Below are 24,571 nucleotides of genomic sequence, written 5' to 3' on the forward strand. Positions count from 1 at the left end.
GCGGGCCGGGCGGGACGGCGTGGGCCGGGCGGGCTCCCCCGGTCGGCCCGGCTACCAGAGGTACTCGGAGATCCGGGCCCGCAGGCCGGTGGCGTCCAGGCCGTAGGCGGCGAGGTGTTCGGACATCGAGCCGTAGTGCCGGTGCTCGGCCAGCGGCACGCCCAGGCCCAGGACGCGGTGCGGCAGGTCGGCCAGCGCCTGGTGCGCGGCCCGCTCGGAGGTGCCGGCCAGGTAGGGCTCGACCAGCACCACGTCGGCCCGCTCGCCGATCGCCGCGCGCAGGCCCGCGCCGTCGAACGGGCGGACGGTGGCGGCGTACAGCACCGTCACGTCCAGCCCCTCGGTGGCGGCGAGCACGGCGTCCAGCATCGGGCCGACGGCCAGTACCGTGCCCGCCAGCTTTGATCCCTGATGGATCGTCAGGAACTTTCCGGGGGCGATCGGCCGGGGGGCGGCGTTCTGGTGCGCGGAGAGCCGGACGTACTGCAGGGTGTCGCCGGCGGCGACGGCGTGCCGCAGCAGGGTGTCGGCCTCGGCGGGGTGGCCGGGGACGTGCACGTGCCAGCCGGGCAGGGTGTCGAGCAGGGCGACGTCGCCCGGGGACATGTGGGTGAGGCCGGCCGTCGGCCAGTCGTAGGAGCCGCCGGCGCTGACCAGGACGGCGCCGACGCCCTGGTGTCCGAGGTCCAACTTCAGCTGCTCGAAGGGTCGTTCGATCAGGAAGCTGGCGAAGGTGTGCACGATCGGGCGCATCCCGGTGAGGGCCAGGCCGCCCGCCACGCCGATCATCAGCTGCTCGCGGATGCCGACGTTGACCACCCGGTCGGGGTGGGCGCGGGGCGCGTCGGGGAACTGCGCCACGCCGATGTCGGCGAGCACCAGCGCGGTGCGCGGGTCCCGGTCCAGCAGTTCGGTGGCGGTGGCGGCGAACTGCTCGCGCATGGTGGTCTCCTGGGCGTTCATGGTCTCCACTCCCCCGGTGGTCAGCTGTTCTTGGATTCGGTGCGGGCCACCACGACGTGCGGCCGGCCCTGGTGCGGGGCGGTGTACGCCCGGTACAGCTCCTCGTGGTCGCGGCCGTCGACGGTGGCCGTCGACCAGCCCGCGCCGGCGAAGCGGGCCGCGATGCCGCCGCTCCAGCCGTGCGTGGCCGAGGAGTTGTCGATCACCACGACGTGCAGCCGGTCCAGGCCGACCGCGCCGGCGAAGGCCACCGCCTCGTGGTTGGAGCCCTCGTCGAACTCGGCGTCGCCGATCAGCACCCACACCGCCGGACCGGACAGGCCCTGCGCCCGCAGGCCCAGCGCCGTGCCCACCGCGAGCGGCAGGCCGTGCCCGAGCGAGCCGGAGCCGATCTCCGCGCCGGGCACCAGCAGCCGGTTCGGGTGGTGGCCCAGTGGCGAGTCGTACCCGCCGAAGCCGCGCAGCAGCTCGGTCGGGAAGAAGCCCTTCGCGGCGAGCACCGCGTAGTACGCCATCGGGCCGTGGCCCTTGGAGAGCAGGAACCGGTCGCGGTCCTGCGCGTCCGCGTTGCCCGGGTGGGCGTTCAGCACCCGGTCGTAGAGGACCCAGAGCGCGTCCAGGGTGGAGTGCGCGGCCGGGGAGTGCTTCTCGTCGCCCGCCATCAGCGAGATCAGGTGCGGCAGGTCGGTGTACCCGCCCGTCGTGCGGATCGCTTCGCTCGTCATGGGGAACAGCGTCCAACTTCAAGCGCGCTTGAAGTCAAGCGGGCCCGCCCGGGTACCCTCGGGCCATGGCCCCCTCCCGGCACGACCTCCTCAGCATCGGCCAACTCGCCGAGCGCAGCGGCCTGGCCACCTCCGCGCTGCGCTACTACGAGAGCCTCGGACTGATCCACTCCACCCGCACCGCCGGCAACCAGCGCCGCTACCCGCGCGTCGAACTGCGCCGGATCGCCTTCGTCCGGGCCGCCCAGCAGGTCGGCCTCAGCCTGGAGGAGGCCCGCGCCGCCCTGGACCGGCTCCCGCACGACCGCGCCCCCAGCAGCCGCGAGTGGGACGACGTGGCCGTCACCTGGCAGCAGCGCATCGACCAGCAGATCGACGAACTCCATCTGATGCGCGACAAGTTGACCGAATGCATCGGCTGCGGCTGCCTCTCCCTGACCCGCTGCGCCCTGTACAACGCGGGCGACCGGGCCGCCGCCCAGGGCCCCGGCCCCTGCTACCTGCTCACCCGCGAACCGGACAGCGGCCCCGAGGTCGGCCCCGGGCCCGAAGCCGGGCCCGGGCCCGAGCCCGCACCGGGGGACTGATCCACTTCTTTCCCGGCCCCCCGCCACAGGCCCGGAGCGGCCGTCTATGCTGCCGGTCAGGAAGCGCGTTCCACCAACGGGGGAGCCAGACATGACCGACCATCAGGACATCGGGCTCGACTGGATGTCCGGCGACCACAGCCCGCCGCCGTCCGCCGAGCTGCGCCCCGAGATCCCGCACCCGGCCCGGATGTACGACTACTACCTCGGCGGCAAGGACAACTTCCCCGCCGACCGGGCCGCCGCCGAACAGGTCATCTCGCTCAGCCCGCTGGTGCGGATCAGCGCCCGGGCCAACCGGGCCTTCCTGCAGCGCGCCGTGCGCGTGCTCGCCGAGCGGGGCGTGCGCCAGTTCCTCGACATCGGCACCGGCATCCCGTCCGCCGGGAACACCCACGAGATCGCCCAGGCCGTCGACCCGGCCGCGCGGGTCGCCTACCTCGACAACGACCCGATCGTGCTGGTGCACGGCCGCGCCCTGCTGGCCGGCGCCCGGCCCGGCAGCGTCAGCGTCCTCCAGGCCGACCTGCGCGAACCCAAGGCGATCCTGGCCGACCCGGCCGTCCGCGAGCTGCTCGACCTCGAACAGCCGGTCGCCCTCCAGCTGTTCGCGATCCTGCACTTCATCGACGAGGCCGACGACCCGTACGCCATCGTCCGCACCCTGGTCGACGCGCTGCCCTCCGGCAGCTACCTCGCCCTCTCGCACGGCACCGCCGACTTCATGCCGCCGCAGGACGTCGACAAGGGCCCCGACGCCTACCGGAACGCGACCGCCCAGCTCAGCCTGCGCAGCCGCGAGCAGGTGCTGCGCTTCTTCGACGGCCTCGAACTGCTGGAGCCCGGCCTGGTCACCGCCCCGCTCTGGCGGCCCGACCAGGAACCGCTGGACACCGACGCCCAGGTCGCGATCTGGGCGGGCGTCGGCCGCAAGCCCTGACGGACGGGGTGGGGCGGGTCGGGGCGGACGCGAGCGGGGGCGCGGCCGGGGCGGTACGCGGCGCGGCGCGGCGCGGCGCGGCGGTGCGATCATGGGCGGTCCGTGTACCGAGAGGGGCGCCCGCCGCATGAGCACCGCACCGCCGTCCGCACCGCTGCCGTCCGCCGTGCCGCCGTCCGCCGTGCCGCCGCTGGTCGACGCCGGGTGGCTGGCCGCCCGGCTCGGCCGGCCCGGAGTGGTCGTCCTGGACGCGGGCGTCGGCCCGCACCGGCACGCCCCGGCCCGGATCCCCGGCGCCCGGCCCTTCGACCTCGACGGGCCGCTCTCCGACCCGGCCTCCCCGCTGCCGCACACCCTGCCGGCCCCCGCCGACCTGCAGCGCGAACTGCGCGCCCTCGGCGTCGACGACCGCTCCACCGTCGTCGTGTACGACGGCGCGGGCGTCTACTCCGCGCCGCGCGCCTGGTGGATGCTGCGCGCCCTCGGCCACGACCGGGCCGCCGTCCTGGACGGCGGCCTGCCCGCCTGGCGGGCCGCCGGACACCCCGTCGACCCCACCGCGCCCGCGTACACCGGCCCGGCCGGCGACTTCACCGCCCGGCCGCGCCCCGGCCTGTTCGCCGACCGGGACGCGGTCGCCGCGGCCCTCGCCGACCCCGGCACCGCCGTCCTGGACGCCCGCGCCCACGACCGCTACACCGGCGCCGCCCCCGAACCCCGCCCCCACCTGCGCCGCGGCCACCTGCCCGGCTCCACCAGCCTGCCCTTCACCGACCTGCTCGCCCCGGACGGCCGCTACCTGCCGCTCCCGGCCCTCCGCGACCGGCTCGCCACCGCGACGGCCGACCGCGACCGGCTCGTCGCCTCCTGCGGCTCCGGCGTCACCGCCTGCGTCCTCGCCTTCGCCGCCCACCTGGCCGGCCACCCCTCCCCCGCGGTCTACGACGGCTCCTGGGCCGAGTGGGGCCACCCGGACAGCGGCCTCCCGGTGGCCCTCGGCTGAGCGGCCGGCCGGCCGGCCGCCCGGCGGCTAGCGGACCGCCGTGTCGTGCGCGGCCAGTTCCGGTATGAGCGCGGCGAGTTCGTCGGCGATCCGGGTGAGGTCGGTGTGGGAGGTGCGCAGGTCGAGGCGGCGGTGCTGACAGTCGGCGAGGGCGGCGAGCGGTTCGGGGAGGCGTTCGGGGCGGAGTCTGGGGGTGTCGCCGACCAGGACCGGGATGACCAGGGCGCCGACCGCGAACGCCTCGGCGATCTCGCGGCGCGGCCAGTCCTCGGGATCCTCGACCGCGGGGCGGCCGTCGCGGCCCTGGACGTCGAACCAGCGCGGGCCGACCACGGCGAGCAGCACCGCGCAGTTGCGGACCCCGGCGATGAGCTCCTGCGGGTAGCGGCTGCCGGGGGCGATGGACTTGCTCGCCCGGAACACCCGCTCACTGCCGAACCGGTAGGACAGTCCGTGGTCGAGCAGGGCGGCGACCGCTTCCTGGTCGCCGGTACGGTAGTTCACGAAGATCGCGGGCATGGTGCGTCGACCTCTCTGCGCGGGGGTGTCCCGCCGGTGGTCCCGGCCGGGAAAGGGGAAACGGTGGTGCGCGGCGCGACGGCGCCGCGGGCCCTCAGCAGCCGGTGATCGCCGCGAGCAGGACGGGCTGGAACTCGCGGACCGCCCGGTTGGCCCGGAAACGGCGCAGTTCGCGGTCGAGCCGGCGCAGGTCGCCGGTGACCGTCGCGGAGGGCACGTCGCCGAGACCGCCGAGCTGTTCGGCGGCCACCGCGCAGGCGTGCTCGGCCTCGCCCGCGGCGGCGTGCGCCAGGGCGCGGCGCAGCCCGTAGCGGACCCGGGCCCGGGTGGCGCGCAGCGGGATGCGGGCGTGCTCGCGGTCGAGGATCTCGGCGGCGCGTCGGGCGTGGCCGAGGTCGAACAGGCACCAGCCGGTGGTCATCGCGGCCGGGTCGGCGATGTGGCTGCTGCCGATCGTCGGGCCGCCGTCGTGGTCGGCGGCGGCGGTGGCGAGCAGCACCTCGGCGCGCTCCAGGGCGCGCAGGCAGCGGCCGCGGTCGCCGCCGAGGGCGTGGCCCTGGGCTTCGCGGAGCGCGGCGAGGCCGCGGATCCGGGGGCGCAGGCGGCGGTCCTGGGCGGCGGCGGCGAGCGCGACGGTGGCGGCGGCGTCCCCGGCGTAGAAGGTGACCAGCGCGCGGCGGACCAGCGCGTAGCCGGCCAGCTGCCGGTTGCCGCCGGCCCGGGCGAGTTCGACGGCCCGCTCGGTGTACGCGAGGGCGGTGTGCCGGTCGCCGGCCTCCTGCGCCATCCACCCGCCGAACTCGATGAAGTGGGCGGCGATCAGCAGCAGTTCGGCGCGGGTGCGGCCGTCGCAGCGCAGCGCGATCCGGACGGCGGTCTCGCTCTGCATCTGCAGGGCGGGCACCAGCAGCACCGGGTCGAGCTGCTGGCCGAGCGCCCGGTACTGGACGAGCTGCTCGCGCAGCAGGGCGGGGACGCCGGGGTCGAGCGCGGTGGGGCGCTGCGGCAGCAGGGCGCCGAGGAGCTCCGCGGCGGGAAGCGCGGGGAGCCCGGGGTACCCGGACGGCGCCGGGAGCGCGGCGAACGGCAGGCTCTCGCGCCGCCCGGGATGCTCGGCGGTGTAGCCGGCGGCCCCGGCCGCGTACGGGTGGCCGTCGTGCGGGTGGGGGCCGGGGGCGGGAGGGGTGGTGCGGGCGGGGTCGGGGCGGGGGGCCGGCGCGGGGCGGGCGGCGAGCTGCTGGAGGCGGCCCTCGGCGCCGAGCAGGGCGTCGCAGCGGCGGGCGAGCTCCTGCGAGGCCCTCCGCTGGCCGCTCTCGACCTTGCTCAAGTAGCCCTTGCTGTAGCTGAGTTGCCGGGCGAGGCCGTCGAGCGAGAGGCCGTGTTGCTCGCGCAGCCGGCGCAGTTCGACCCCGAAGCGATGAGACGCGAGCATGGCAAAGCACCCCCTGGGCTACGTCCCAGGCACACACGGGTGCACGGGAGGTTCGATTCGGGGCGCTCCCCGGCGCCCAGAGGGAATCTTGGCATGCGACTGATCGCTTCCGGAGCGTTACGGAGCGGTTTCCCGTTGCCAATTCCGCTGGCAGGACACCGGGTTGCCCCGCCGCCACCCGGCGGCGGGCGACGGGCGGCGGCGGCGCAGAACCCCGGCCAGCCCGGCCCCTCCTCGCCGACTCTCTTGCCTGCAAAGGAAATTGACGGGCCGTTATGTGAGTGCTTCATTCCGGTCGTCAGCCTTCCTCCGACCGCACGCGGAGCAGAGAAGCGCCCTGCCCGCCAAGCGCGCACGGCGTCGAGTGCGGCCCGGCCCGGCCCGGTCGATCCGCACCTGCTGACCGCCGGTCGGCTGTCGGCTGTCGGCTAGCCCCGGCGGCGCTCCAGCTCCTGCCACAACGCGTCGACGCGGGCGGTGAGTTCGGGCAGGTCGCCGCTGTTGTCGAGGACCAGGTCGGCGACCGCGAGGCGGTCCTCCCGGGTGGCCTGGGCGGCCATCCGGGCGCGGGCCTCGTCCTCGGCCATGCCGCGCAGGTCGACCAGGCGGCGCAGCCGCTGACCGTCCGGGACGTCGATCACGACGACCAGGTCGTACAGCGGGGCGAGGCCGTTCTCGGCGAGCAGCGGGACGTCGTGCACGACGACCGCGTCCGGCCCGGCGGCGGCTTCCAGTTCGGCGGAGCGGGCCCGGACCAGCGGGTGGACGATGGCGTTCAGCGCCGCCAGCCGGGCCGGGTCGGCGAAGACGATCCGGCCGAGCGCGGGGCGGTCCAGGGCGCCGTCGGGGAGCAGCACGCCGGGCCCGAACTCGGCGGTGACGGCGGCCAGTCCGGGCGTCCCGGGGGCGACCACCTCGCGGGCGATCACGTCCGAGTCGACGATCACCGCGCCGTGCGCGGCCAGTTGGCGGGAGACCTCGCTCTTGCCCGCGCCGATCCCACCGGTCAGTCCGATCCTCAGCATGCCGCCAGGTTACCGGCCCGTACCCGGCGGGGCGGCGGGGGCCCGGGTCGGCGGGAGGACGGCGGCGAACGGCGGGCGAACTTCGCGGGAACTCTCCGGCGGCGGCCCCTTGCGGCGCCTGGGCCGGGTTGTCCGGACAGCTTTCCGGCCCCCGGGCGGCCGTCTATGGTGCCCGAGTCCCTCCCCCGAACCCCGGATCCGGGCCCCCGAGCCCCGAGCCCCCGAGCCCCGGATCCCGAACCGCATCGGAGCTCTCCCGTGTCCACCCTCTGGCCCGCCGGCCCGCGCCGGGTCCTGGTCGTCGGCATCGACGGTGTCCGCCTCGACCTGCTGCCCGACCTGCGCACCCCGCACCTGGACGCGGTCGCCGCGGCCGGCTTCCTCGCCCCGGTGGAGGTCGACGACGTCACCCCGACCATGTCCGGACCGTGCTGGGCGACGATCGTGACCGGTGTCGGCCCGGCCAAGCACGGCGTGTACGGCAACCACCTGGGCGGGAACCGGCTCGACGTCTTCCCGGACTTCACCACCCGGCTGGCCGCGGCGCACCGCCGCCGCACCTTCGCGGCCGGCGGCTGGGAGCCGCTGTTCCTGGCCCGCGACGGCGGCCCGCTGTTCGCCGCGCCCGGCCGGCTCGCGTACATCGCGCCGCTGGAGGACACCCCGGAAGCCTGGGAGGTGTGCGACGAGCGGGTCACCGCCGAGGCCGAGTACGTGCTGGGGCGCTCGGACGACGACCCGCAGGCGTCCTTCGTCTACCTGGGCGCGGTCGACGAGACCGCGCACTTCCGGGGCTGCGGGGCGGACTACCGGCGGGCCGTGGAGACCGCGGACGCCCGGCTGGGCCGGCTGCTCGCCGCGCTGCGGGCCCGCCCGACCCACCGGGACGAGCAGTGGACGGTCATCGTGGTCACCGACCACGGCCACGTCGACGCGGGCGGCCACGGAGGCCGCAGCACCCTGGAGCGCACCGCGTGGATCGCCGCCAGCGGCCCCGGCATCACCCCGGGCGCACCGCCGCCCGGCCCGCTGCACCACACCGACGTCGCGGCGCACGTGTACGCGGCGCTGGAGATCGTCCCGGACCCGCACTGGACGCTGGACGGGCGGCCGTTCCCGACCGTCGCCCCGGCGGAACCGGCGGAACCGGCGGCGGAGCCGGTGCCCGCGTCCTGACCGGGTCCGCGCCCGGGGCCCGGGCGCGGTGCGGCGCGGTGCGGGTCAGACCAGTTCGAGGGACTCCCCGGCCGCCAGCGTCCGGTACTCCACGCCGCCGGTGCCGGGCCCCTGCGGGCCGAGCAGCCGGCCGTGGACGGCCTGGCCGGCGTCGCTGAGCGTCGCCTCGTGGATCGCCACCGCCTGCCGGGGCCGGGCGTCGCGCAGGTAGTCGACGAGTTCGCCGGCCCGCAGCCAGGGCGCGCCGAGCGGCAGCAGCAGGGTGTCGACGGTGTCCGGCGGGACGGTCAGCGCGTCGCCGGGGTGGAAGGCCCGGCCGCCGAGCAGGAAGCCGATGTTAGGGATCCGCGGGATGTCGGGGTGGATCTCGGCGTGCCACTCGCCGTGCACCGTCACCGGCAGCCCGTCCAGGTCGAACGCGTCGCCGTCGCCGACCACGGTGACCTTGGCGCCGATGCCGTCGAGCTGCCGGGCCACCGAGGAGTTGGTGTACACCCGCAGGCCCGGGTTGGCCTCGACGGCGGCCCGGACCTGCTGCTCGGTGAAGTGGTCGGCGTGCTCGTGGGTGATCAGCAGGGCGTTCACGCCCGCCACCACCTCGGGGCCGCTGAACATGCCGGGGTCGATCAGCACCGCGCCCTCCGCGTGCTCGATCCGGACGCAGGCGTGGCCGAACTTCGTCAGTCGCATGCCTCCCAGCCTACGGCGCGCCCACCAGGTCGAGCGGCTCCACCTGGTCCCGCCGCTTCGCCGGGTCGCCCGGCTCCGCCGGGTCGAGCGGCCGCGCCGGTTCGAGCGGCTCCACCGGGCGCGGCGCGGGCAGGACGGCCGGGCGCAGCGGCGGGAGTTCGACGTGCTCGTCCAGGCCGATCACCCGGTGCAGGCGGCGCAGCGGGGCGGGCGCCCACCAGTTGAGCCGGCCGAACAGCGTCATGGTGGCGGGCACCAGCAGGGTGCGGACCAGGGTGGCGTCCACGGCGACGGCGACGGCCAGCGCGATGCCCATCTGCTTGACCATGAGCATCTGCCCGGCGGCGAACCCGGCGAACACGATCACCATCAGCAGTCCGGCCGAGGTGATGATCCGGCCGCTGCGCTGCAGGCCGAGTTCCACCGACTTCGCGCAGTCGTGGCCCTGGTCGTGCAGTTCCTTGATCCGGGCGAGCAGGAACACCTCGTAGTCCATCGACAGTCCGAACGCGAAGGCGAACACCAGCACCGGGATCACCGTCTCCAGGCCGCCGGTCGGCGTGAAGCCGAGCAGCGAGCTGAAGTAGCCGTGCTGGAACACCAGGGTCAGCGCGCCCAGCGACGCCCCGAGCGAGAGGACGTTCATCAGCAGCGCCTTCACCGGCAGCACCACCGAGCCGGTCATCAGGAACAGCAGCACCAGCGTCCCGGCCGCGACCAGGCCGAGCGCCCACGGGCCGCGCGAGCCGATCTCGTGCTGGAAGTCCACCAGCGAGGCGGCGTCGCCGGTCACGTAGGTGTCCAGGCCGCCGCGGTCCGCCCGCAGTTCGCCGACCACCTGCTTGGCCGCCGCGCCCTGCGGGTCGCCGTCGACCAGGACGTCCACGGTCTGCACGCCGTCCGAGACCGGCGTCACCGAGCGGACGCCGGAGACGCCCGGCAGTTCGGCGACCACCCGGTCCGCGTAGTCGCGCGCCTGCTGCGGCGTGCCCTCGACCACCACCTGCACGGCGGCCGGGGCCTGGTCGGGGAAGCGCGCCTGGACGGTCTCGGCGACCTGCCGGGACGCGAAGCTCTTCGGCAGCACGTCGGCGCCGGAGTTGCGGAACTCCGAGCCCAGGAAGGGCGCGCCGGCCGCCAGCAGCAGCGCCACGCAGGCCAGCATCACCGGGATCGCCCGGCGCTGGACCCGGCGCACCGTCCGGGAGAAGAAGCCCTCGTCCGGGACGGGCGCGGTCGGCGCCTTGACCTTCCCGCCCATGAAGCCGAGCAGCGCCGGTATCAGGGTCAGCGCCGCCGCCACCGCGATCACCACCACGCTGACGCCGGCCGCGGCGACCGCCCGGAAGACCGGGCTGGTGAACACGAACAGGCCGCTCAGCGCGACCGCCACGGTCAGGCCGGAGAAGGCGACCGTCCGGCCGGCCGTGGCCGCGGTCCGCTCGACCGCCTGCGCGATGTCCGCGCCGTGGCCGCGCTCCTCGCGGAAACGGTTCACCATCAGCAGCGCGTAGTCGATCGACAGGCCCAGGCCGAGCACGGTCGCGATCGGCAGCACCGAGGTGTCGATGTCCATCAGCCGGCTGAACCCGAACATCGCCAGCAGCGCGCCGCCCACCGAGGCGATCGCCCCGAGGCCGGGCAGGCCCGCCGCGGCCAGCCCGCCGAACACCAGCACCATCACGATCAGCGTCAACGGCAGCGTGACGATCTCACCGAAACGGGTGTCCTTCGCGGTCTGGTCCTTGACCTCCTGCTGGAGCACCAGGTCGCCGCCGACCACGGTGTGCGCGCCGTCCGCGTCGATCTTCTCCAGCCGGTCGGTGACGGCCGCGAGCTGCTTGGCCGTCGACCCGTCCGCCATCCGCACGTTCACCAACGACGCCTTGCCGTCGCCCGCGGTCAGCTGCCCGCCGGTCCCGTAGGTGTCGGCCACCGAGACCACGCCCGGCAGCTGCGCCACCTCGGCACTGGCCCGCTCGACCGTGGCCTTCACCCCGGCGTCGCCGACGGCCGGGCCGTCCACCACCGCGGTCACCGTGCCGCGCACCGGGTCGGCGGCCTGCACGACCGACGTGCCCTTCGCGGACTCCGAGCCGCCGCTGCCGGTGGCGGCCACCGAGCCCTCGAACACCCGCCCGCCGATCACCACCCCCAGCGCGAGCACCAGCGCCCAGAACGCCAGCACCCAACGACGACGCCGGAAACACACTCGCCCCAGGGCGGCCAACCGGCCGGGAACCTGGGAGACCTGGACCTCTGCTGCGGTGGAGCGGGAGCTGCGCATGCGGGGAGCCTTTCGGACAAGTCCCCTCAATCTATGCGTCACCACGCTTTCGTCCTATAGCCGGACGATGAGCCTCATCTCACAATTCCCTTCACATAAACGCCACTTAAGCACCTTTGTTTATCCACTCCCTACCGGATGACCGGACAGCCGGATGACCGGACCGGGGCGGACCGGGGCGGACCGGGGCAACGCAGAAACAGCGACCCCCGCCCAGGGAATCCTGAGCGGGGGTCGCTGTTCAGTCAGCTAGGCAGCTGCCGAAGCGCGGAGCTTCAGCTCTGGCCGCCGGCCAGCTTCTCGCGGAGCGCGGCCAGGGCCTCGTCCGAGGCGAGCGCGCCGGAGCCCTCGTCGCTGCTGGAGGAGTACGAGCCGCCGCCGGAGACCGGGGCCTCCTCGCCGGCCTCGGCCGCGGCAGCGGCGTCGGCCTCGCGGGACTTGATGACCTGGGCCTGGTGCTGCTCGAAGCGGGCCTGGGCCTCGGCGTACTGCCGCTCCCACTCCTCGCGCTGCTTCTCGAAGCCGGGCAGCCAGTCGTTCGCCTCGGGGTCGAAGCCCTCCGGGTAGATGTAGTTGCCCTGGTCGTCGTAGGACGCGGCCATGCCGTACAGGGTCGGGTCGAACTCGACCGACGCCGGGTCGGCACCGAGGGACTCGTTGGCCTGCTTCAGCGAGAGGCTGATGCGGCGGCGCTCGAGGTCGATGTCGATGACCTTGACGAAGATCTCGTCGCCGACCTGGACGACCTGCTCCGGGATCTCGACGTGGCGCTCGGCCAGCTCGGAGATGTGGACCAGGCCCTCGATGCCCTCGTCCACGCGGACGAACGCACCGAACGGAACCAGCTTGGTGACCTTACCCGGGACGACCTGCGAGATCTGGTGGGTCCGGGCGAACTGCTGCCACGGGTCCTCCTGGGTCGCCTTCAGCGACAGGGAGACGCGCTCGCGGTCCATGTCCACGTCGAGAACCTCGACGGTGACCTCCTGGCCGACCTCGACAACCTCGTTCGGGTGGTCGATGTGCTTCCAGGACAGCTCGGAGACGTGCACCAGACCGTCGACGCCGCCGAGGTCGACGAACGCACCGAAGTTGACGATCGAGGAGACGACGCCGGAGCGCACCTGGCCCTTCTGCAGGGTGGTGAGGAAGGTCTGGCGGACCTCGCTCTGGGTCTGCTCCAGCCAGGCACGGCGGGACAGGACCACGTTGTTGCGGTTCTTGTCCAGCTCGATGATCTTGGCCTCGAGCTCCTTGCCCACGTAGGGCTGGAGGTCGCGGACGCGGCGCATCTCGACCAGCGAGGCCGGGAGGAAGCCGCGGAGGCCGATGTCGAGGATGAGACCACCCTTGACGACCTCGATGACGGTACCGGTGACGATGCCGTCCTCTTCCTTGATCTTCTCGATCGTGCCCCAGGCGCGCTCGTACTGCGCACGCTTCTTGGACAGGATCAGGCGACCCTCCTTGTCCTCCTTCTGGAGAACCAGGGCCTCGATCTCGTCGCCGACCTTGACGACCTCGTGCGGGTCGACGTCGTGCTTGATCGAGAGCTCGCGGGACGGGATGACACCCTCGGTCTTGTAACCGATGTCGAGGAGCACCTCGTCACGGTCGACCTTCACGATGATGCCCTCGACGATGTCGCCATCGTTGAAGTACTTGATGGTCTCGTCGATGGCGGCGAGGAATGCCTCGGCGTCGCCGATGTCGTTGATCGCGACCTGCGGGGTGGTGCTGACAGAGGTGTCGGTGGGGCTCGTCATTAGGAAAAGGGCTCCGGTACGGACATGAAGTCGTAGGTAATGCCACGCGGAGGGCCCTGATCGCTCCCACCGAAAGCCGTACAGGCCAGAGAACGGCCCACCAGAGGATTTCCCCGTACAGAAGGAGGATCCGGGTGTCCGTCTGACGACCGTGGGGTCTTCGACAGATGCGAGCGCGACCTGCTCCGTCCGAGGCGCGCAGGCCCGCAGCGCAACTTGTAGCATACGGGGACACCCAGGCACGGTCAACGTCGAAGCCGACGAGACCGGTAGAGGCCGGGACGGATCGGGCCATATCCTCCGACGGCGCGCCTGTCGGCGGCCCGAGCAACGGCCCTTCCCCGGATGCCACCGCCCGACCCGGTTCCCGTACGGGACCGGCTCCGCAGCAGCAGCGCTTCCGCAAGCCCATAGCCTACTTGACGTCCTCCCCCGGCCGCCGCCAGGGGGCCCGCCCGCTCCCGGCCCGCGCCGGTCCGCCCGACGATCCAGGTGACTGCCCCGATGAACCGCCCCGCCCCCGGCCCCGACCCCGACGACCGGGCCGGTGACCGGCCCGACGACCGGCCCGACGACCGGCCGGCCGACCACGACCCGTCCGGCTACGACCCGTCCGGCTACGACGTCCCCTCCGCGTACGACGGGGAGGACGAGGAGGACGGCGACGAGGCGCTGCGGCGGGAGGCCGGCGAGCAGGAGTCGAGCCGGGCCAGCCGGCACTGGTGGGACCGGAACGCGGACGACTACCAGGACGAGCACGGCGAGTTCCTCGGCGACGACCGGTTCACCTGGTGCCCCGAGGGCGTCGACGAGGCCGACGTCCGGCTGCTCGGCGACCCGGCCGAGCTCAAGGGCGCCGACGTGCTGGAGGTCGGCTCCGGCGCCGCCCAGTGCTCGCGCTGGCTGGCCGCCCGGGGCGCCCGCCCGGTCGCGCTGGACATCTCCTACCGGCAGCTCCAGCACTCCCGCCGGATCGACCTGGGCCGCGGCCTGGAGCCGGTGGCCGTGGTGCAGGCCGACGCCTCGGTGCTGCCGTTCGCCGACGGCTCCTTCGACCACGCCTGCTCCGCGTACGGCGCGGTGCCGTTCAGCGCGGACACCGCGCGGCTGACGCGCGAGGTGCACCGGGTGCTGCGGCCCGGCGGGCGCTGGGTGTTCTCGGTGACCCACCCGATCCGCTGGGCGTTCCCGGACGAGCCCGGCGTCGAGGGCCTGACCGCCAGCTCCTCGTACTTCGACCGCACCCCGTACGTCGAACAGGACGAGCGGGGCGTCGCCACCTACGTCGAGCACCACCGCACGATCGGCGACCGGGTCCGCGAGCTGGTCGCCGCCGGGTTCACCCTGCTCGACCTGGTCGAACCGGAGTGGCCCGAGGAGCTGGAGCAGGAGTGGGGCGGCTGGAGCCCGCTGCGCGGACGGCACTTCCCCGGCACGGCGATCTTCGTCGCCCGCCGGAACGGCTGACCGCGGTGCGCCCCGGGGGGCTGGAGCTGCCCGTCCGCGCCGTGCTCCCCGCACTCGCCGCCGCGCTGGACGAGGGCGGCTCGGCGGTGCTCTCCGCGCCGCCCGGCACCGGCAAGACCACGCTGGTGCCGCTCGCCCTGGCCGGGCTGCTCGACGGCCCGCCGGCCGCCCCGCGCACCGTCCTGGTCGCCGAGCCGCGCCGGCTCGCCGTCCGGGCGGCGGCCCGCCGGATGGCCTGGCTGCTGGACGAACCGGTCGGCCGCACCGTCGGGTTCACCGTCCGCGGCGAACGGCGGGCCGGCCCCGGCACCCGGGTCGAGGTGGTCACCACCGGCGTCCTGCTGCAGCGCCTGCAACGCGACCCCGAACTGCCCGGCGTGGACGCCGTGGTGCTCGACGAGTGCCACGAACGGCACCTGGACGCCGACACCGCGCTCGCCTTCCTGCTGGACGTCCGGGCCGCGCTCCGCCCCGAACTGCGGCTGCTGCTCGCCTCCGCGACCGCCGACACCGCCGCCTGGGCCGAACTCCTGGACGGCGCCCCGGTGGTGGCCGCCGAAGGCGTCTCGCACCCGGTCGAGACGGTCTGGGCCCCGCCGCCGACCGCCGTCCGGCCCGCGCACGGCACCCGGGTCGACCCGGCGCTGCTCGCGCACGTCGCGGCGACCGTCCGCCGGGCGCTGGCCGAACGCGACGGCGACGTGCTGTGCTTCCTGCCCGGCGTCGGCGAGATCGCCCGGGTCGCCGGGCAGTTGGGCGCGGACGGGGTCGAGGTGCTGCAGCTGCACGGGCAGGCCCCGCAGGCCGTGCAGGACGCGGCGCTGGCCGCCGGGGAGCGGCGGCGGGTGGTGCTGGCCACCTCGGTCGCCGAGTCCTCGCTGACGGTGCCGGGCGTCCGGGTCGTCGTCGACTCCGGGCTGACCCGGGAACCGCGCACCGACCACGCCCGCGGCCTGTCCGCGCTGGTCACCGTCCGCACCTCGCTGGCCGCCGCCCGGCAGCGGGCCGGCCGCGCCGGACGCGAGGCCCCCGGCACCGTCTACCGCTGCTGGGCCGAGGCCGAGGACGCCCGCGCCGCCCGCTTCCCCACCCCCGAGATCGCGCTCGCCGACCTCACCTCCTTCGCCCTCCAGGCCGCCTGCTGGGGCGCCCCCGACGCCACCGGCCTGACCCTCCCCGACGCCCCGCCGCCCGGCGCGCTCGCCGCCGCCCGCGACGTGCTGCGCGCCCTCGCCGCGATCGGCCCGGACGGCCGCCCCACCCCGCGCGGCCGCGCCATCGCCCGCACCGGCCTGCACCCCCGGCTGGCCCGTGCCCTGCTCGACGGCGCCCCCGCGGTCGGCGCCCGGCGCGCCGCCGAACTCGTCGCCCTGCTCTCCGAGGAACCCCCGCGCGCCCTCGGCGACGACCTCGCGGAGATCCACCGCACCGTCCGCCGCTCCCCCGCCGACCCGTACGCCCGCCGCTGGAAGGACGAGACCCGCCGGCTCGAACGCGCCCTGGAGGACACCGCCTCCGGCCCCGGTTCCGGCCCGGTCGGCCCGTCGGACGCCGTCGCGGCCGGACTGGTGGTCGGGCTGGCGTACCCGGAGCGGGTGGCCCGGGCCCGGGAGGGCGGGGAGGGTGCGGAGCGCGGCGAGCGCGGCGAGGGGGCGTACCTGATGGCGTCCGGGACGGCCGCCCGGCTGGGGTCCGGTTCGCGGCTGCCGGCCGGCGGCTGGCTGGCGGTGGCGGTCGCGGACCGGCCCGCCGGGGCGCCGTCGGCCCGGGTGCTGCGGGCCGTGGCGATCGACGAGGCGACGGCCCGGCGGGCCGCCGCGCCGCTGCTGACGGCCCGCGAGGAGGTGCACTGGTCGGTGCGGCAGCGCGAGGCGGTGGCCCGCCGGGTGGAGGCGCTGGGCGCGGTCGAGCTGGCGGCGGCGCCGCTCCCCTCGCCCGACCCGGCGCTGCTGCGGGCCGCGCTGCTGGAGGGCCTGGAGCGGGAGGGCGTCTCGGCGCTGCTGTCTTGGCCGCCGGCCGCGGGCGGGCTGCGCGAGCGGCTCGCGTTCCTGCACCGGGCGGTCGGCGACCCGTGGCCGGACGTCTCGGACGGCGGGCTGCTGGCCGCCGCCGGGCAGTGGCTGGAGCCGGAGCTGTCCCGGGCCCGCCGCCGGGCCGACCTGGAGCGGATCGACACCGCGACCGCGCTGCGGCGCCTGCTGCCCTGGGCGAGCGGCCAGGCCGGACGGCTGGACGAACTCGCCCCGGAGCGGATCACCGTCCCGAGCGGCAGCCGGGTCCGGGTCGACTACGCGACCGACCCGGACCGGCCGGTCCTCGCGGTGAAGCTCCAGGAGCTGTTCGGCTGGTCCGCCGCCCCGGCCCTGGCGGGCGGCCGGGTCCCGCTGACCGTCCACCTGCTCTCCCCGGCCGGCCGCCCGGCCGCCGTCACCGGCGACCTGGCCGGCTTCTGGCGCGAGGGCTACCGGGCCGTCCGCGCCGACCTGCGCGGCCGCTACCCGCGCCACCCCTGGCCCGAGGACCCGACCACCGCCGAACCCACCCGCCGGGCCAACCCGCGCAGGTGACGCCCGGTCCCGGCGCCGGGCGCGGGGCTCCGGGCGCGGGGCTCCGGGCGCGGGGCTCCGGGCGCCGACGGCGGCCCGGTCAGGTCCGGCCCGGTCAGGTCCAGTGGTCGGCGAGGGCGGCCATGTCGATGTCGTCGATCCACTCGTCGCCCCAGCGCAGCACCTGGCGCCGGACGCCCTCGACCTGGAAGCCGGCCTTCTCGTAGGCGCGGCGGCCGCGCTCGTTGAAGGCGTAGACGGAGAGCGAGACGCGGTTGAGGCCGAGGGCGCGGAGGGCGTGGTCGGTGAGGAGGCGGACGGCTTCGGTGCCGAGGCCGCGGTCGCGGCCGTCGGGGCCGAGGGCGATCCGCAGGTTGCAGGCCCGGTTGGGCTCGTCCCACTCGTTGAGGACGACCTCGCCGACGCCGCGGCCGGTGGCCCGGTCGACGACGATCAGGTCGAGGCGGTCGGGCTGGTCGTTGCGGGTGGTGTACCAGTCGGTGATCCGGCGTTCCATCGCCTCGTCCCAGGCGGGGGCGACCGGCGTGTAGGCGTCGGAGGTGTAGCGGAGCACGTCCGGGTCGTTGAGCATGACCCGGAGCATCGGGAGGTCCTCCTCCGGCCGGACGGGCCGCAGCAGGACCTTCGCACCGAGCAGGGTGGGCTTGTCGGCGAAGGTGGTGGTGGCGGGCATCCGGCCAGTCTCGGCGGACCGGCCGGACGCCCGCAACGCGATTACGCCCGCGGTCAGTGCGCGGCGGCCTCCCAGTCGGCGCCGGCGCCGACCGAGACGTCCAGCGGGGCGCGCAGCGGGTACGCGCCGGCCATCTGCTCGCGGACCAGCGCCTCGACCCGCTCGCGCTCGCCGGGGGCGACCTCCAGGACGATTTCGTCGTGCACCTGGAGCAGCATCCGGCTGGTGAGCCCGGCGGTGCGCAGGGCCTCGTCGACCCGGAGCATGGCGATCTTGACGATGTCGGCGGCGGAGCCCTGGATCGGGGCGTTGAGGGCCATCCGCTCGGCCATCTCGCGGCGCTGCCGGTTGTCGCTGGTGAGGTCGGGCAGGTAGCGGCGGCGGCCGAGCAGCGTCTCGGTGTAGCCGACGGCGCGGGCCTCCTCGACCACGTTGTGCAGGTAGTCGCGGACGCCGCCGAAGCGCTCGAAGTAGGTGTCCATCAGGCCCTGGGCCTCGGCGGGCTTGATGCCGAGCTGCTGGGAGAGGCCGTACGCGGAGAGGCCGTAGGCGAGGCCGTACGACATCGCCTTGATCTTCCGGCGCATCTCGGCGTCGACGTCGGCCGGGGCGACCGCGAAGACCTGGGAGGCGACGGTGGTGTGCAGGTCCTCGCCGCTGGTGAAGGCCTCGATCAGGGCCTCGTCCTCGGAGAGGTGGGCCATGATGCGCAGTTCGATCTGCGAGTAGTCGGCGGTGAGCAGCGTCTCGTAGCCCTCGCCGACGACGAAGGCGCGGCGGATGGCGCGGCCCTCCTCGGTGCGGACCGGGATGTTCTGCAGGTTCGGGTCCTGGGAGGAGAGCCGGCCGGTGGCGGCGACCATCTGGTTGAAGGTGGTGTGGATCCGGCCCTGCGGGGAGACGGTCTTGAGCAGGCCCTCGACGGTGGTGCGGAGCTTGGCCTGGTCGCGGTGGCGGAGCAGGATGACCGGGAGTTCGTTGGTGGTCTGGGTGGCGAGCCAGGTGAGGGCGTCGGCGTCGGTGGTGTAGCCGGTCTTGATCTTCTTGGTCTTGGGGAGGCCGAGGTCGCCGAACAGGATCTCCTGGAGCTGCTTGGGCGAGCCGAGGTTGAACTCGCGGCCGGCGGCGGCGTGCGCCTCCTCGACACAGCGCTGGATCTCGGCGGCGAACTGCGCCTCCAGGCCGCGCAGCCACTCGCGGTCGGCGGCGATGCCGTGGCGCTCCATCCGGGCGAGGAGTTCGGCGATCGGCAGTTCCATGTCGTGGAACAGCTCGACCGCGCCGACCTCGGCGAGCCGGGTGTCGAACAGGCCGGCCAGGTCGTGGACGGCGCGGGCCCGGGTCATCAGGGCCTGGGCGCCGGCCGTCGGGTCGGGCTCGTCGGCGTCGAAGCTGAGCTGGCCGGTCTCGGCCTGGGCGGTGGCGGGGGCGAGCGAGCGGCCGAGGTACTCCTCGGCGAGGACGTCGAGGGTGAAGGCGCGGCGGCCGGGCTTCTCCAGGTAGGCGGCGAGCGCGGTGTCGGCGGTGACGCCGGCGAAGCTCCAGCCGCGCTCGGCGAAAGCCCGCATGACCTGCTTGGCGATGTGCAGGGCCTTGGGGCGCTTGGGGTCGGCGAGCCAGGCGGTGAAGGCGCGGTCGTCGGCCTCGGCGAGCGCGGCGGGGTCGAACCAGGCGGCGGCGGTGCCGGTGGCGAGGGCGATCTGCTCGACCTCGCCGCTGCCGAGCGCCCAGCTGTAGTCGGCGGCGAGCGCGGTGCGGGCGTCCTCGCCGGTGTGCCGCTCCAGCCAGTCGGCGAGCGCGCCGGGTTCGGTGAGCAGGTCGCCGTCGACGGCGGGGCCGGTCGGGACCTCGGGGGCGGCGGCGGCCTCGGCGCCGGCCGGGTCGATGCCGGCCACCCGGTCGCGGAAGTTGGGGTTGCGGAACTCCAGCGCCTCCATCAGCCGGGCGACCTCGTCCTTGTCGAACGGGGCGCGCTCCAACTGGGCGACGCCGAGCGGGAGTTCGACGTCCCGGACCAGCTCGGTGAGGAAGCGGTTGCGCTTGACCGAGTCGAGGTGCTCGCGGAGCTTCTCGCCGATCTTGCCCTTGACCTCGTCGGCGTGCTCGACCAGCGCGGCGAACGAGCCGTACTGGTTGACCCACTTCGCGGCGGTCTTCTCGCCGACGCCGGGGATGCCGGGCAGGTTGTCGGACGGGTCGCCGCGCAGGGCCGCGAGGTCCGGGTACTGGTCGGGGCGGACGCCGTACTTCTCGGCGACCTTCTCCGGGGTGTAGCGGGTCAGCTCGGAGACGCCCTTGGTGGGGTAGAGCACGGTGACGTCGTCGGTGACCAGCTGGAGGGAGTCCCGGTCGCCGGTGACGACCAGCACCTCGAAGCCCTCGGCCGCGGCGGCGGTGGCCAGGGTGGCGATGACGTCGTCGGCCTCGAAGTTCTCGGCGGTGATCCGGGGCACCCGCATGGCGTCGAGGAGTTCGCCGATCAGCGGGATCTGGCTGCGGAACTCGTCCGGCGTGGCGGAGCGGTTGGCCTTGTACTCGGGGTACTCGGCGGACCGGAAGGTCTGCCGGGAGAGGTCGAAGGCGACCGCGAGGTGGGTGGGGCGCTCGTCCCGCACGGTGTTGGCCAGCATCGAGGCGAAGCCGTAGACCGCGTTGGTGTGCTGGCCGGTCGCGGTGGAGAAGTTCTCCACCGGCAGGGCGAAGAAGGCCCGGTAGGCCATCGAATGCCCGTCCAGCAGCATCAGCCTGGGCCGTCCGGCCGCACTCTTGCTCGCACCCTGTGTCGCCACGTCACGTCCCGTTCCTGCCGGTTGCACTGCCGCCCCGATCCTATGGCCCGGCGCCGACATCCCGGGCGCGGCGCGGGGCCTCCCTACCGGCGGGTAGACAGTCGTACGATCGACGCGCACAACGAAGTGAACCCCGGAACAGGAGCACCATGACCGACGCGGCGCCCGTACTGAAAGTGCCCCAGGACGTGCTGGACCACTTCGCCAAGCTGGGGGTGAGCCCGGAGACCTTCTCCGGCGGGCACCTGGGCGAGAAGCTGGGCATCACCATCGTCGAGGCCTCCCCGGACCGGGTGGTCGGCACGATGCCGGTGGAGGGCAACCAGCAGCCGTACGGGCTGCTGCACGGCGGGGCGTCGGCGGCGCTGGCCGAGACGCTGGGCTCGATCGGCGCGATGCTGCACGCCGGCCCGGGCCGCTACGCGGTCGGCGTGGACCTGAACGCGACGCACCACCGCTCGGCCACCTCCGGCCTGGTGACCGGCGTGGCGACGGCGGTGTTCAAGGGCCGCACCGCGGCGACGTACGAGATCGCGGTGACCGACGACACCGGCCGCCGGATCACCTCCTGCCGGCTGACCTGCATGCTGCGCGACCTCTAGGAGCGCGGCCGCGCCGCACGCGCCCCCTCGGGGTTTGGCCGGGTCCCGTCAGGGGCAGCCTGGGCTGGACGAGGGGGCGCCGCCATGTCCGGAGAGCGCGAACTGCCGAGCGGCCCAGGGGGGTTCCTCGGCCCGGTGGAGCCGGGCGAGGGCACCTGGACGGCCCTCGTGCTGCGCCCCGAACCCCCGCCCGAGCCGCCGCCCCGGCTGCTGACCAAACGTCAGATCTGGCTGCTGGCAAGTTTCTTGCTGCTCCTGGTCCTGGCGCTGACGATCCGGCGGGCGGCGACCTACCCTGAGCAGGCGGCGAACTCACCCCCGCCGCAACGGGTCCAGCCCTTTCCCTCGCAGTCCGTCCGGGTCGAGTACGGGGGGCCGGCGCCCGGGCCGCAGGACGGCTTCGGCCTGCGGCTGACGGTGCGCAACGCCGGTCCGGGACCGGTGGACGTGCTGGGGGTGAGCCAGGGCTACCGCGGCCTGGGGGTGTCGGTGTCGGGTTGGCTGCCGCAGACGGTGCCGCCCGGCGGGACGATCTCGCTGCGGGTGGGTCTGCGGGTGACCGACTGCTCGGGAGCCCCCGCGGACGCGAGTCTTCCTTACCTCGATGTAACGCTGCGTAACACGCGTGCCATGGAGACCCTGAGCCAGATCCTCGGCGATTCCTACGCCCGCGACCTTTCGGCGGCGCTGCACTCGGTCTGCGACGGCACCGATAACCGGACGCCGGCGACCACTTCCTCCGCGCCGGACAAACCTGTCCGATAGTCGGAGATTCCGCTTGTGACCAGCGAGTTGAGGAGGGCGGGCATCCGCTACTCGGGACGGAGCCCGGAATTCCGGGCTCCACCTGGGGTTTTCGACCATGATGTGAGATCAACTTCCAGCGTGGTCATAACAAGAGAATCACAGCCTCCCCCGCCCCAGTGCCCCAGCAGCCGACGGCGGTCTAGAGTCACGCCCAGTCACCGCGCCGTCCGGTTTCCGGACCGGCCCGTCGCGACCCGGCACCGCCAGCCCTGTGCGCGTGTCCTCCAGATCCAGAAGGAGACCCTCGTCGTGCGAAAGAGCTCACTTCTTGTCGTGGCCGTTGCAGTAACGGGGGCGCTCACCCTCTCCGCCTGCGGTTCGCGCGGCGGCTCGGGCTCCGGCTCGGACAACGCGGGCAGCAAGACCGGGGGCACCACCAAGGTCGTCGTCGGCGTCGACTCCCCGACCAGCGGCGGCCTGTCGGCCCTGGGCCTGGGCATCCGCAACTCGGTCGAGCTGGCCACGAAGATCGCCAACGAGAAGAACTACGTCCCCGGCGTGACCTTCTCGATCGAGGCCAAGGACGACCAGGCCAACCCGACCACCGGCAAGCAGAACGCCACCGCGCTGGTCGACAGCAAGGACGTGGTCGGCGTGGTCGGCCCGCTGAACTCCAGCGTCTCGCAGACCATGCAGAAGGTCTTCGACGACGGCAAGCTGGCCCAGGTCTCGCCGTCCAACACCAACCCGGAGCTGTCGCTCGGCGCGAAGTGGGGCGACAACCAGTTCGTCCGCCAGTACAAGTCGTACTTCCGCACCGCCACCACCGACGTGGTGCAGGGCAAGTTCGCCGCCCAGTACCTGTACAACGACGCGAAGAAGACCAAGGTCTACGTCATCGACGACAAGAAGACCTACGGCGCGGGCCTGGCCGCGATCTTCGCCGACGAGTTCAAGAAGCTCGGCGGCACCGTGGTCGGCAGCGACCACATCAACCCGGGCGACAAGGACTTCTCCGCGGTCGCCACCAAGGTCGCCTCCTCCGGCGCCGACTCGGTCTACTACGGCGGCGAGTACCCGGACGCCGGCCCGCTCAGCGACCAGCTGAAGAAGGGCGGCGCCAAGGTCCCGCTGTTCGGCGGCGACGGCATCTACGACCCGGAGTTCGTCAAGCTCGCCAACGGCAACGGCGAGGGCGACCTGGCCACCTCGGTCGGCGTGCCGGTCGAGGAGCTGGACACCGCCAAGGAGTTCGTCGCCAACTACGCCAAGGCCGGCTACAAGGACGCGTACGCGGCCTACGGCGGCTACTCGTACGACGCCGCCTGGTCGATCATCGAGGCGGTCAAGGCCGCGGTCGACCACAACGGCGGCAAGGTGCCCGCCGACCTGCGCACCAAGGTGCTGGACGAGCTCGGCAAGGTGAAGTTCACCGGCGTCACCGGCCCGGTCTCGTTCGACCAGTACGGCGACACCACCAACAAGCAGCTGACCGTGTACAGCGTCCAGGGCGGCGCCTGGAAGAAGGTCAAGAGCGGTACCTACAGCGGCTGATCCGCCCCTTCCCCCACGCGCAAGACAGACAGCCGTGTCGGCGGAGGACCGCCCCTGCCCGGCGGGACCGGCCAGGCAGGGGCGGCCCTCCGCCTTCTCGTACCCCCCTATCCACGGAGGCCCGCGGTGCACGAACTGCCGCAAAACCTGGCCAACGGACTGATGCTCGGCCTGATGTACGGCCTGATCGCCATCGGCTACACGATGGTCTACGGCATCGTCCAGCTCATCAACTTCGCCCACGGCGAGATCTTCATGATCGGCGGTTTCGGCGCGCTGACCGCCTACGCGGCGCTGCCGCAGGGCACCTCACTCTGGCTGGCGCTGCCGGTCATGATCCTCGGCGGTGTGCTCGCCTCCGTGCTCACCGCCACCGCCGCCGAGCGCTTCGCCTACCGGCCGCTGCGCGGGGCGCCGCGGCTGGCGCCGCTGATCACCGCGATCGGCCTGTCGATCGCGCTCCAGCAGGTGGTGTGGGCGTTCTACCCGGACGGCAAGAAGGCGCTGTCCTTCCCGCAGTTCGCCGGCGACCCGATCGGGCTGGGCGCCTTCCACCTCCAGCGCAACGACCTGTTCCTGCTGGCGGCGGCGCCGCTGTGCATGCTGGTGCTGGCCACCTTCGTCCGGCTGACCCGGACCGGCCGGGCCATGCAGGCCACCGCGCAGGACCCGGACACCGCCAAGCTGATGGGCGTCGACACCGACCGGATCATCGTGATCGCGTTCGCGCTGGGCGCGGCCTTCGCCGCCGTCGCGGCGGTCGCGCACGGCCTGCGCTACGGCCAGGTCGACTTCACGATGGGCTTCCTGGCCGGCCTGAAGGCGTTCACGGCGGCCGTGCTGGGCGGCATCGGCAACATCTACGGCGCGATGCTGGGCGGTCTGGTGCTCGGCATCGCCGAGTCGCTGGCGACCGCGTACATCCAGGACGTGCCGGGCATGCACCAGCTCGGCGGCGGCGCCTGGGCCAACGTCTGGGCGTTCGTGCTGCTGATCGTGGTGCTGCTGGTGCGTCCCCAGGGCCTGCTGGGCCAGCGCGTAGCGGATCGGGTGTGAGCG

Annotated in this window: 20 protein-coding genes; 10 read left to right on the plus strand and 10 right to left on the minus strand. The window is 74.2% G+C overall.

Features of this window, described 5'->3' with window-relative positions:
- Nucleotides 1-51 precede the first annotated feature (51 nt).
- Nucleotides 52-963 carry a transketolase family protein gene (locus KSE_RS09875; RefSeq protein WP_033258182.1) on the minus strand — a complete coding sequence of 304 codons (912 nt, stop codon included), beginning with the start codon at nt 961-963 and terminating at the stop codon, nt 52-54.
- Nucleotides 964-983: 20 nt separating this feature from the next.
- Nucleotides 984-1,688 (minus strand): thiamine pyrophosphate-dependent enzyme, encoded by a 705-nt coding sequence (locus KSE_RS09880; RefSeq protein WP_014135152.1) that lies wholly within the window; start codon nt 1,686-1,688, stop codon nt 984-986.
- A gap of 65 nt (nt 1,689-1,753) precedes the next feature.
- Between KSE_RS09880 and soxR the strand changes: the two genes are divergently transcribed.
- From soxR to KSE_RS09895, 3 genes are all read left to right on the plus strand, one after another.
- Nucleotides 1,754-2,275 carry a redox-sensitive transcriptional activator SoxR gene (soxR, locus tag KSE_RS09885; RefSeq protein WP_014135153.1) on the plus strand — a complete coding sequence of 174 codons (522 nt, stop codon included), beginning with the start codon at nt 1,754-1,756 and terminating at the stop codon, nt 2,273-2,275.
- Between the two features lie 91 nt (nt 2,276-2,366).
- On the plus strand, nt 2,367-3,215 hold the full coding sequence (locus KSE_RS09890) for an SAM-dependent methyltransferase (RefSeq protein ID WP_014135154.1): 849 nt from the start codon (nt 2,367-2,369) through the stop codon (nt 3,213-3,215).
- Between the two features lie 127 nt (nt 3,216-3,342).
- Nucleotides 3,343-4,218, plus strand: a complete 876-nt coding sequence (locus KSE_RS09895; RefSeq protein WP_014135155.1) for a sulfurtransferase — start codon at nt 3,343-3,345, stop codon at nt 4,216-4,218.
- A gap of 27 nt (nt 4,219-4,245) precedes the next feature.
- Here KSE_RS09895 and KSE_RS09900 read toward each other — a convergent pair whose 3' ends face one another.
- The 3 genes from KSE_RS09900 to coaE form a co-directional block, all read right to left on the minus strand.
- Nucleotides 4,246-4,737: a toll/interleukin-1 receptor domain-containing protein gene (locus tag KSE_RS09900; RefSeq protein WP_014135156.1), complete on the minus strand. Its 492-nt coding sequence runs from the start codon at nt 4,735-4,737 to the stop codon at nt 4,246-4,248.
- 94 nt (nt 4,738-4,831) lie between these two features.
- Nucleotides 4,832-6,169 carry a helix-turn-helix domain-containing protein gene (locus tag KSE_RS09905; protein ID WP_014135157.1) on the minus strand — a complete coding sequence of 446 codons (1,338 nt, stop codon included), beginning with the start codon at nt 6,167-6,169 and terminating at the stop codon, nt 4,832-4,834.
- A 428-nt stretch (nt 6,170-6,597) separates the two neighbouring features.
- Complete coding sequence (gene coaE / locus KSE_RS09910; protein WP_014135158.1) at nt 6,598-7,194, minus strand: dephospho-CoA kinase; 597 nt, start codon at nt 7,192-7,194, stop codon at nt 6,598-6,600.
- Between the two features lie 258 nt (nt 7,195-7,452).
- Between coaE and KSE_RS09915 the strand changes: the two genes are divergently transcribed.
- Nucleotides 7,453-8,370, plus strand: coding sequence for an alkaline phosphatase family protein (locus KSE_RS09915; RefSeq protein WP_014135159.1), 918 nt, complete (start codon nt 7,453-7,455; stop codon nt 8,368-8,370).
- Nucleotides 8,371-8,415: 45 nt separating this feature from the next.
- On the opposite strand, the gene KSE_RS09920 is transcribed toward KSE_RS09915, so the two are convergent.
- The 3 genes from KSE_RS09920 to rpsA all read right to left on the minus strand — a co-directional run bounded on the left by KSE_RS09920 (nt 8,416) and on the right by rpsA (nt 13,113).
- A complete protein-coding gene (locus KSE_RS09920; RefSeq protein ID WP_014135160.1) occupies nt 8,416-9,060 on the minus strand; it encodes an MBL fold metallo-hydrolase in 645 nt (214 codons plus the stop codon).
- Between the two features lie 10 nt (nt 9,061-9,070).
- Nucleotides 9,071-11,347, minus strand: a complete 2,277-nt coding sequence (locus KSE_RS09925; RefSeq protein ID WP_081539364.1) for an MMPL family transporter — start codon at nt 11,345-11,347, stop codon at nt 9,071-9,073.
- A gap of 275 nt (nt 11,348-11,622) precedes the next feature.
- Nucleotides 11,623-13,113 carry a 30S ribosomal protein S1 gene (gene rpsA / locus KSE_RS09930; RefSeq protein WP_014135162.1) on the minus strand — a complete coding sequence of 497 codons (1,491 nt, stop codon included), beginning with the start codon at nt 13,111-13,113 and terminating at the stop codon, nt 11,623-11,625.
- 504 nt (nt 13,114-13,617) lie between these two features.
- On the opposite strand from rpsA, the gene KSE_RS09935 reads away from it, so the two are divergent.
- Both KSE_RS09935 and hrpB read left to right on the plus strand, forming a co-directional pair.
- Nucleotides 13,618-14,580 (plus strand): class I SAM-dependent methyltransferase, encoded by a 963-nt coding sequence (locus KSE_RS09935; RefSeq protein WP_014135163.1) that lies wholly within the window; start codon nt 13,618-13,620, stop codon nt 14,578-14,580.
- A 5-nt stretch (nt 14,581-14,585) separates the two neighbouring features.
- The gene (gene hrpB / locus KSE_RS09940; protein WP_014135164.1) at nt 14,586-17,147 is read left to right on the plus strand and encodes an ATP-dependent helicase HrpB; all 2,562 of its coding nucleotides are present in this window, start codon (nt 14,586-14,588) and stop codon (nt 17,145-17,147) included.
- Between the two features lie 94 nt (nt 17,148-17,241).
- Here the strand turns inward: hrpB and KSE_RS09945 are convergent, their stop codons facing one another.
- Both KSE_RS09945 and polA read right to left on the minus strand, forming a co-directional pair.
- Nucleotides 17,242-17,820, minus strand: coding sequence for a GNAT family N-acetyltransferase (locus KSE_RS09945; protein ID WP_014135165.1), 579 nt, complete (start codon nt 17,818-17,820; stop codon nt 17,242-17,244).
- 53 nt (nt 17,821-17,873) lie between these two features.
- Nucleotides 17,874-20,609, minus strand: coding sequence for a DNA polymerase I (gene polA / locus KSE_RS09950; RefSeq protein ID WP_033258181.1), 2,736 nt, complete (start codon nt 20,607-20,609; stop codon nt 17,874-17,876).
- A 149-nt stretch (nt 20,610-20,758) separates the two neighbouring features.
- Here polA and KSE_RS09955 point away from each other — a divergent pair, with 149 nt between their 5' ends.
- The 4 genes from KSE_RS09955 (at nt 20,759) to KSE_RS09970 (ending at nt 24,568) form a co-directional block, all read left to right on the plus strand.
- A complete protein-coding gene (locus KSE_RS09955) occupies nt 20,759-21,211 on the plus strand; it encodes a PaaI family thioesterase (RefSeq protein WP_014135167.1) in 453 nt (150 codons plus the stop codon).
- An 84-nt stretch (nt 21,212-21,295) separates the two neighbouring features.
- Nucleotides 21,296-21,976, plus strand: coding sequence for a hypothetical protein (locus tag KSE_RS09960; RefSeq protein WP_014135168.1), 681 nt, complete (start codon nt 21,296-21,298; stop codon nt 21,974-21,976).
- Between the two features lie 291 nt (nt 21,977-22,267).
- Entirely contained in the window at nt 22,268-23,512 is a 1,245-nt protein-coding gene (locus tag KSE_RS09965) for a branched-chain amino acid ABC transporter substrate-binding protein (RefSeq protein ID WP_033258180.1), read from the plus strand.
- 126 nt (nt 23,513-23,638) lie between these two features.
- The gene (locus KSE_RS09970) at nt 23,639-24,568 is read left to right on the plus strand and encodes a branched-chain amino acid ABC transporter permease (RefSeq protein WP_014135170.1); all 930 of its coding nucleotides are present in this window, start codon (nt 23,639-23,641) and stop codon (nt 24,566-24,568) included.
- The last annotated feature ends 3 nt before the right edge of the window (nt 24,569-24,571 follow it).

The organism is Kitasatospora setae KM-6054, from assembly GCF_000269985.1.
In the GTDB taxonomy this organism is placed as follows: Bacteria; Actinomycetota; Actinomycetes; order Streptomycetales; family Streptomycetaceae; genus Kitasatospora; species Kitasatospora setae.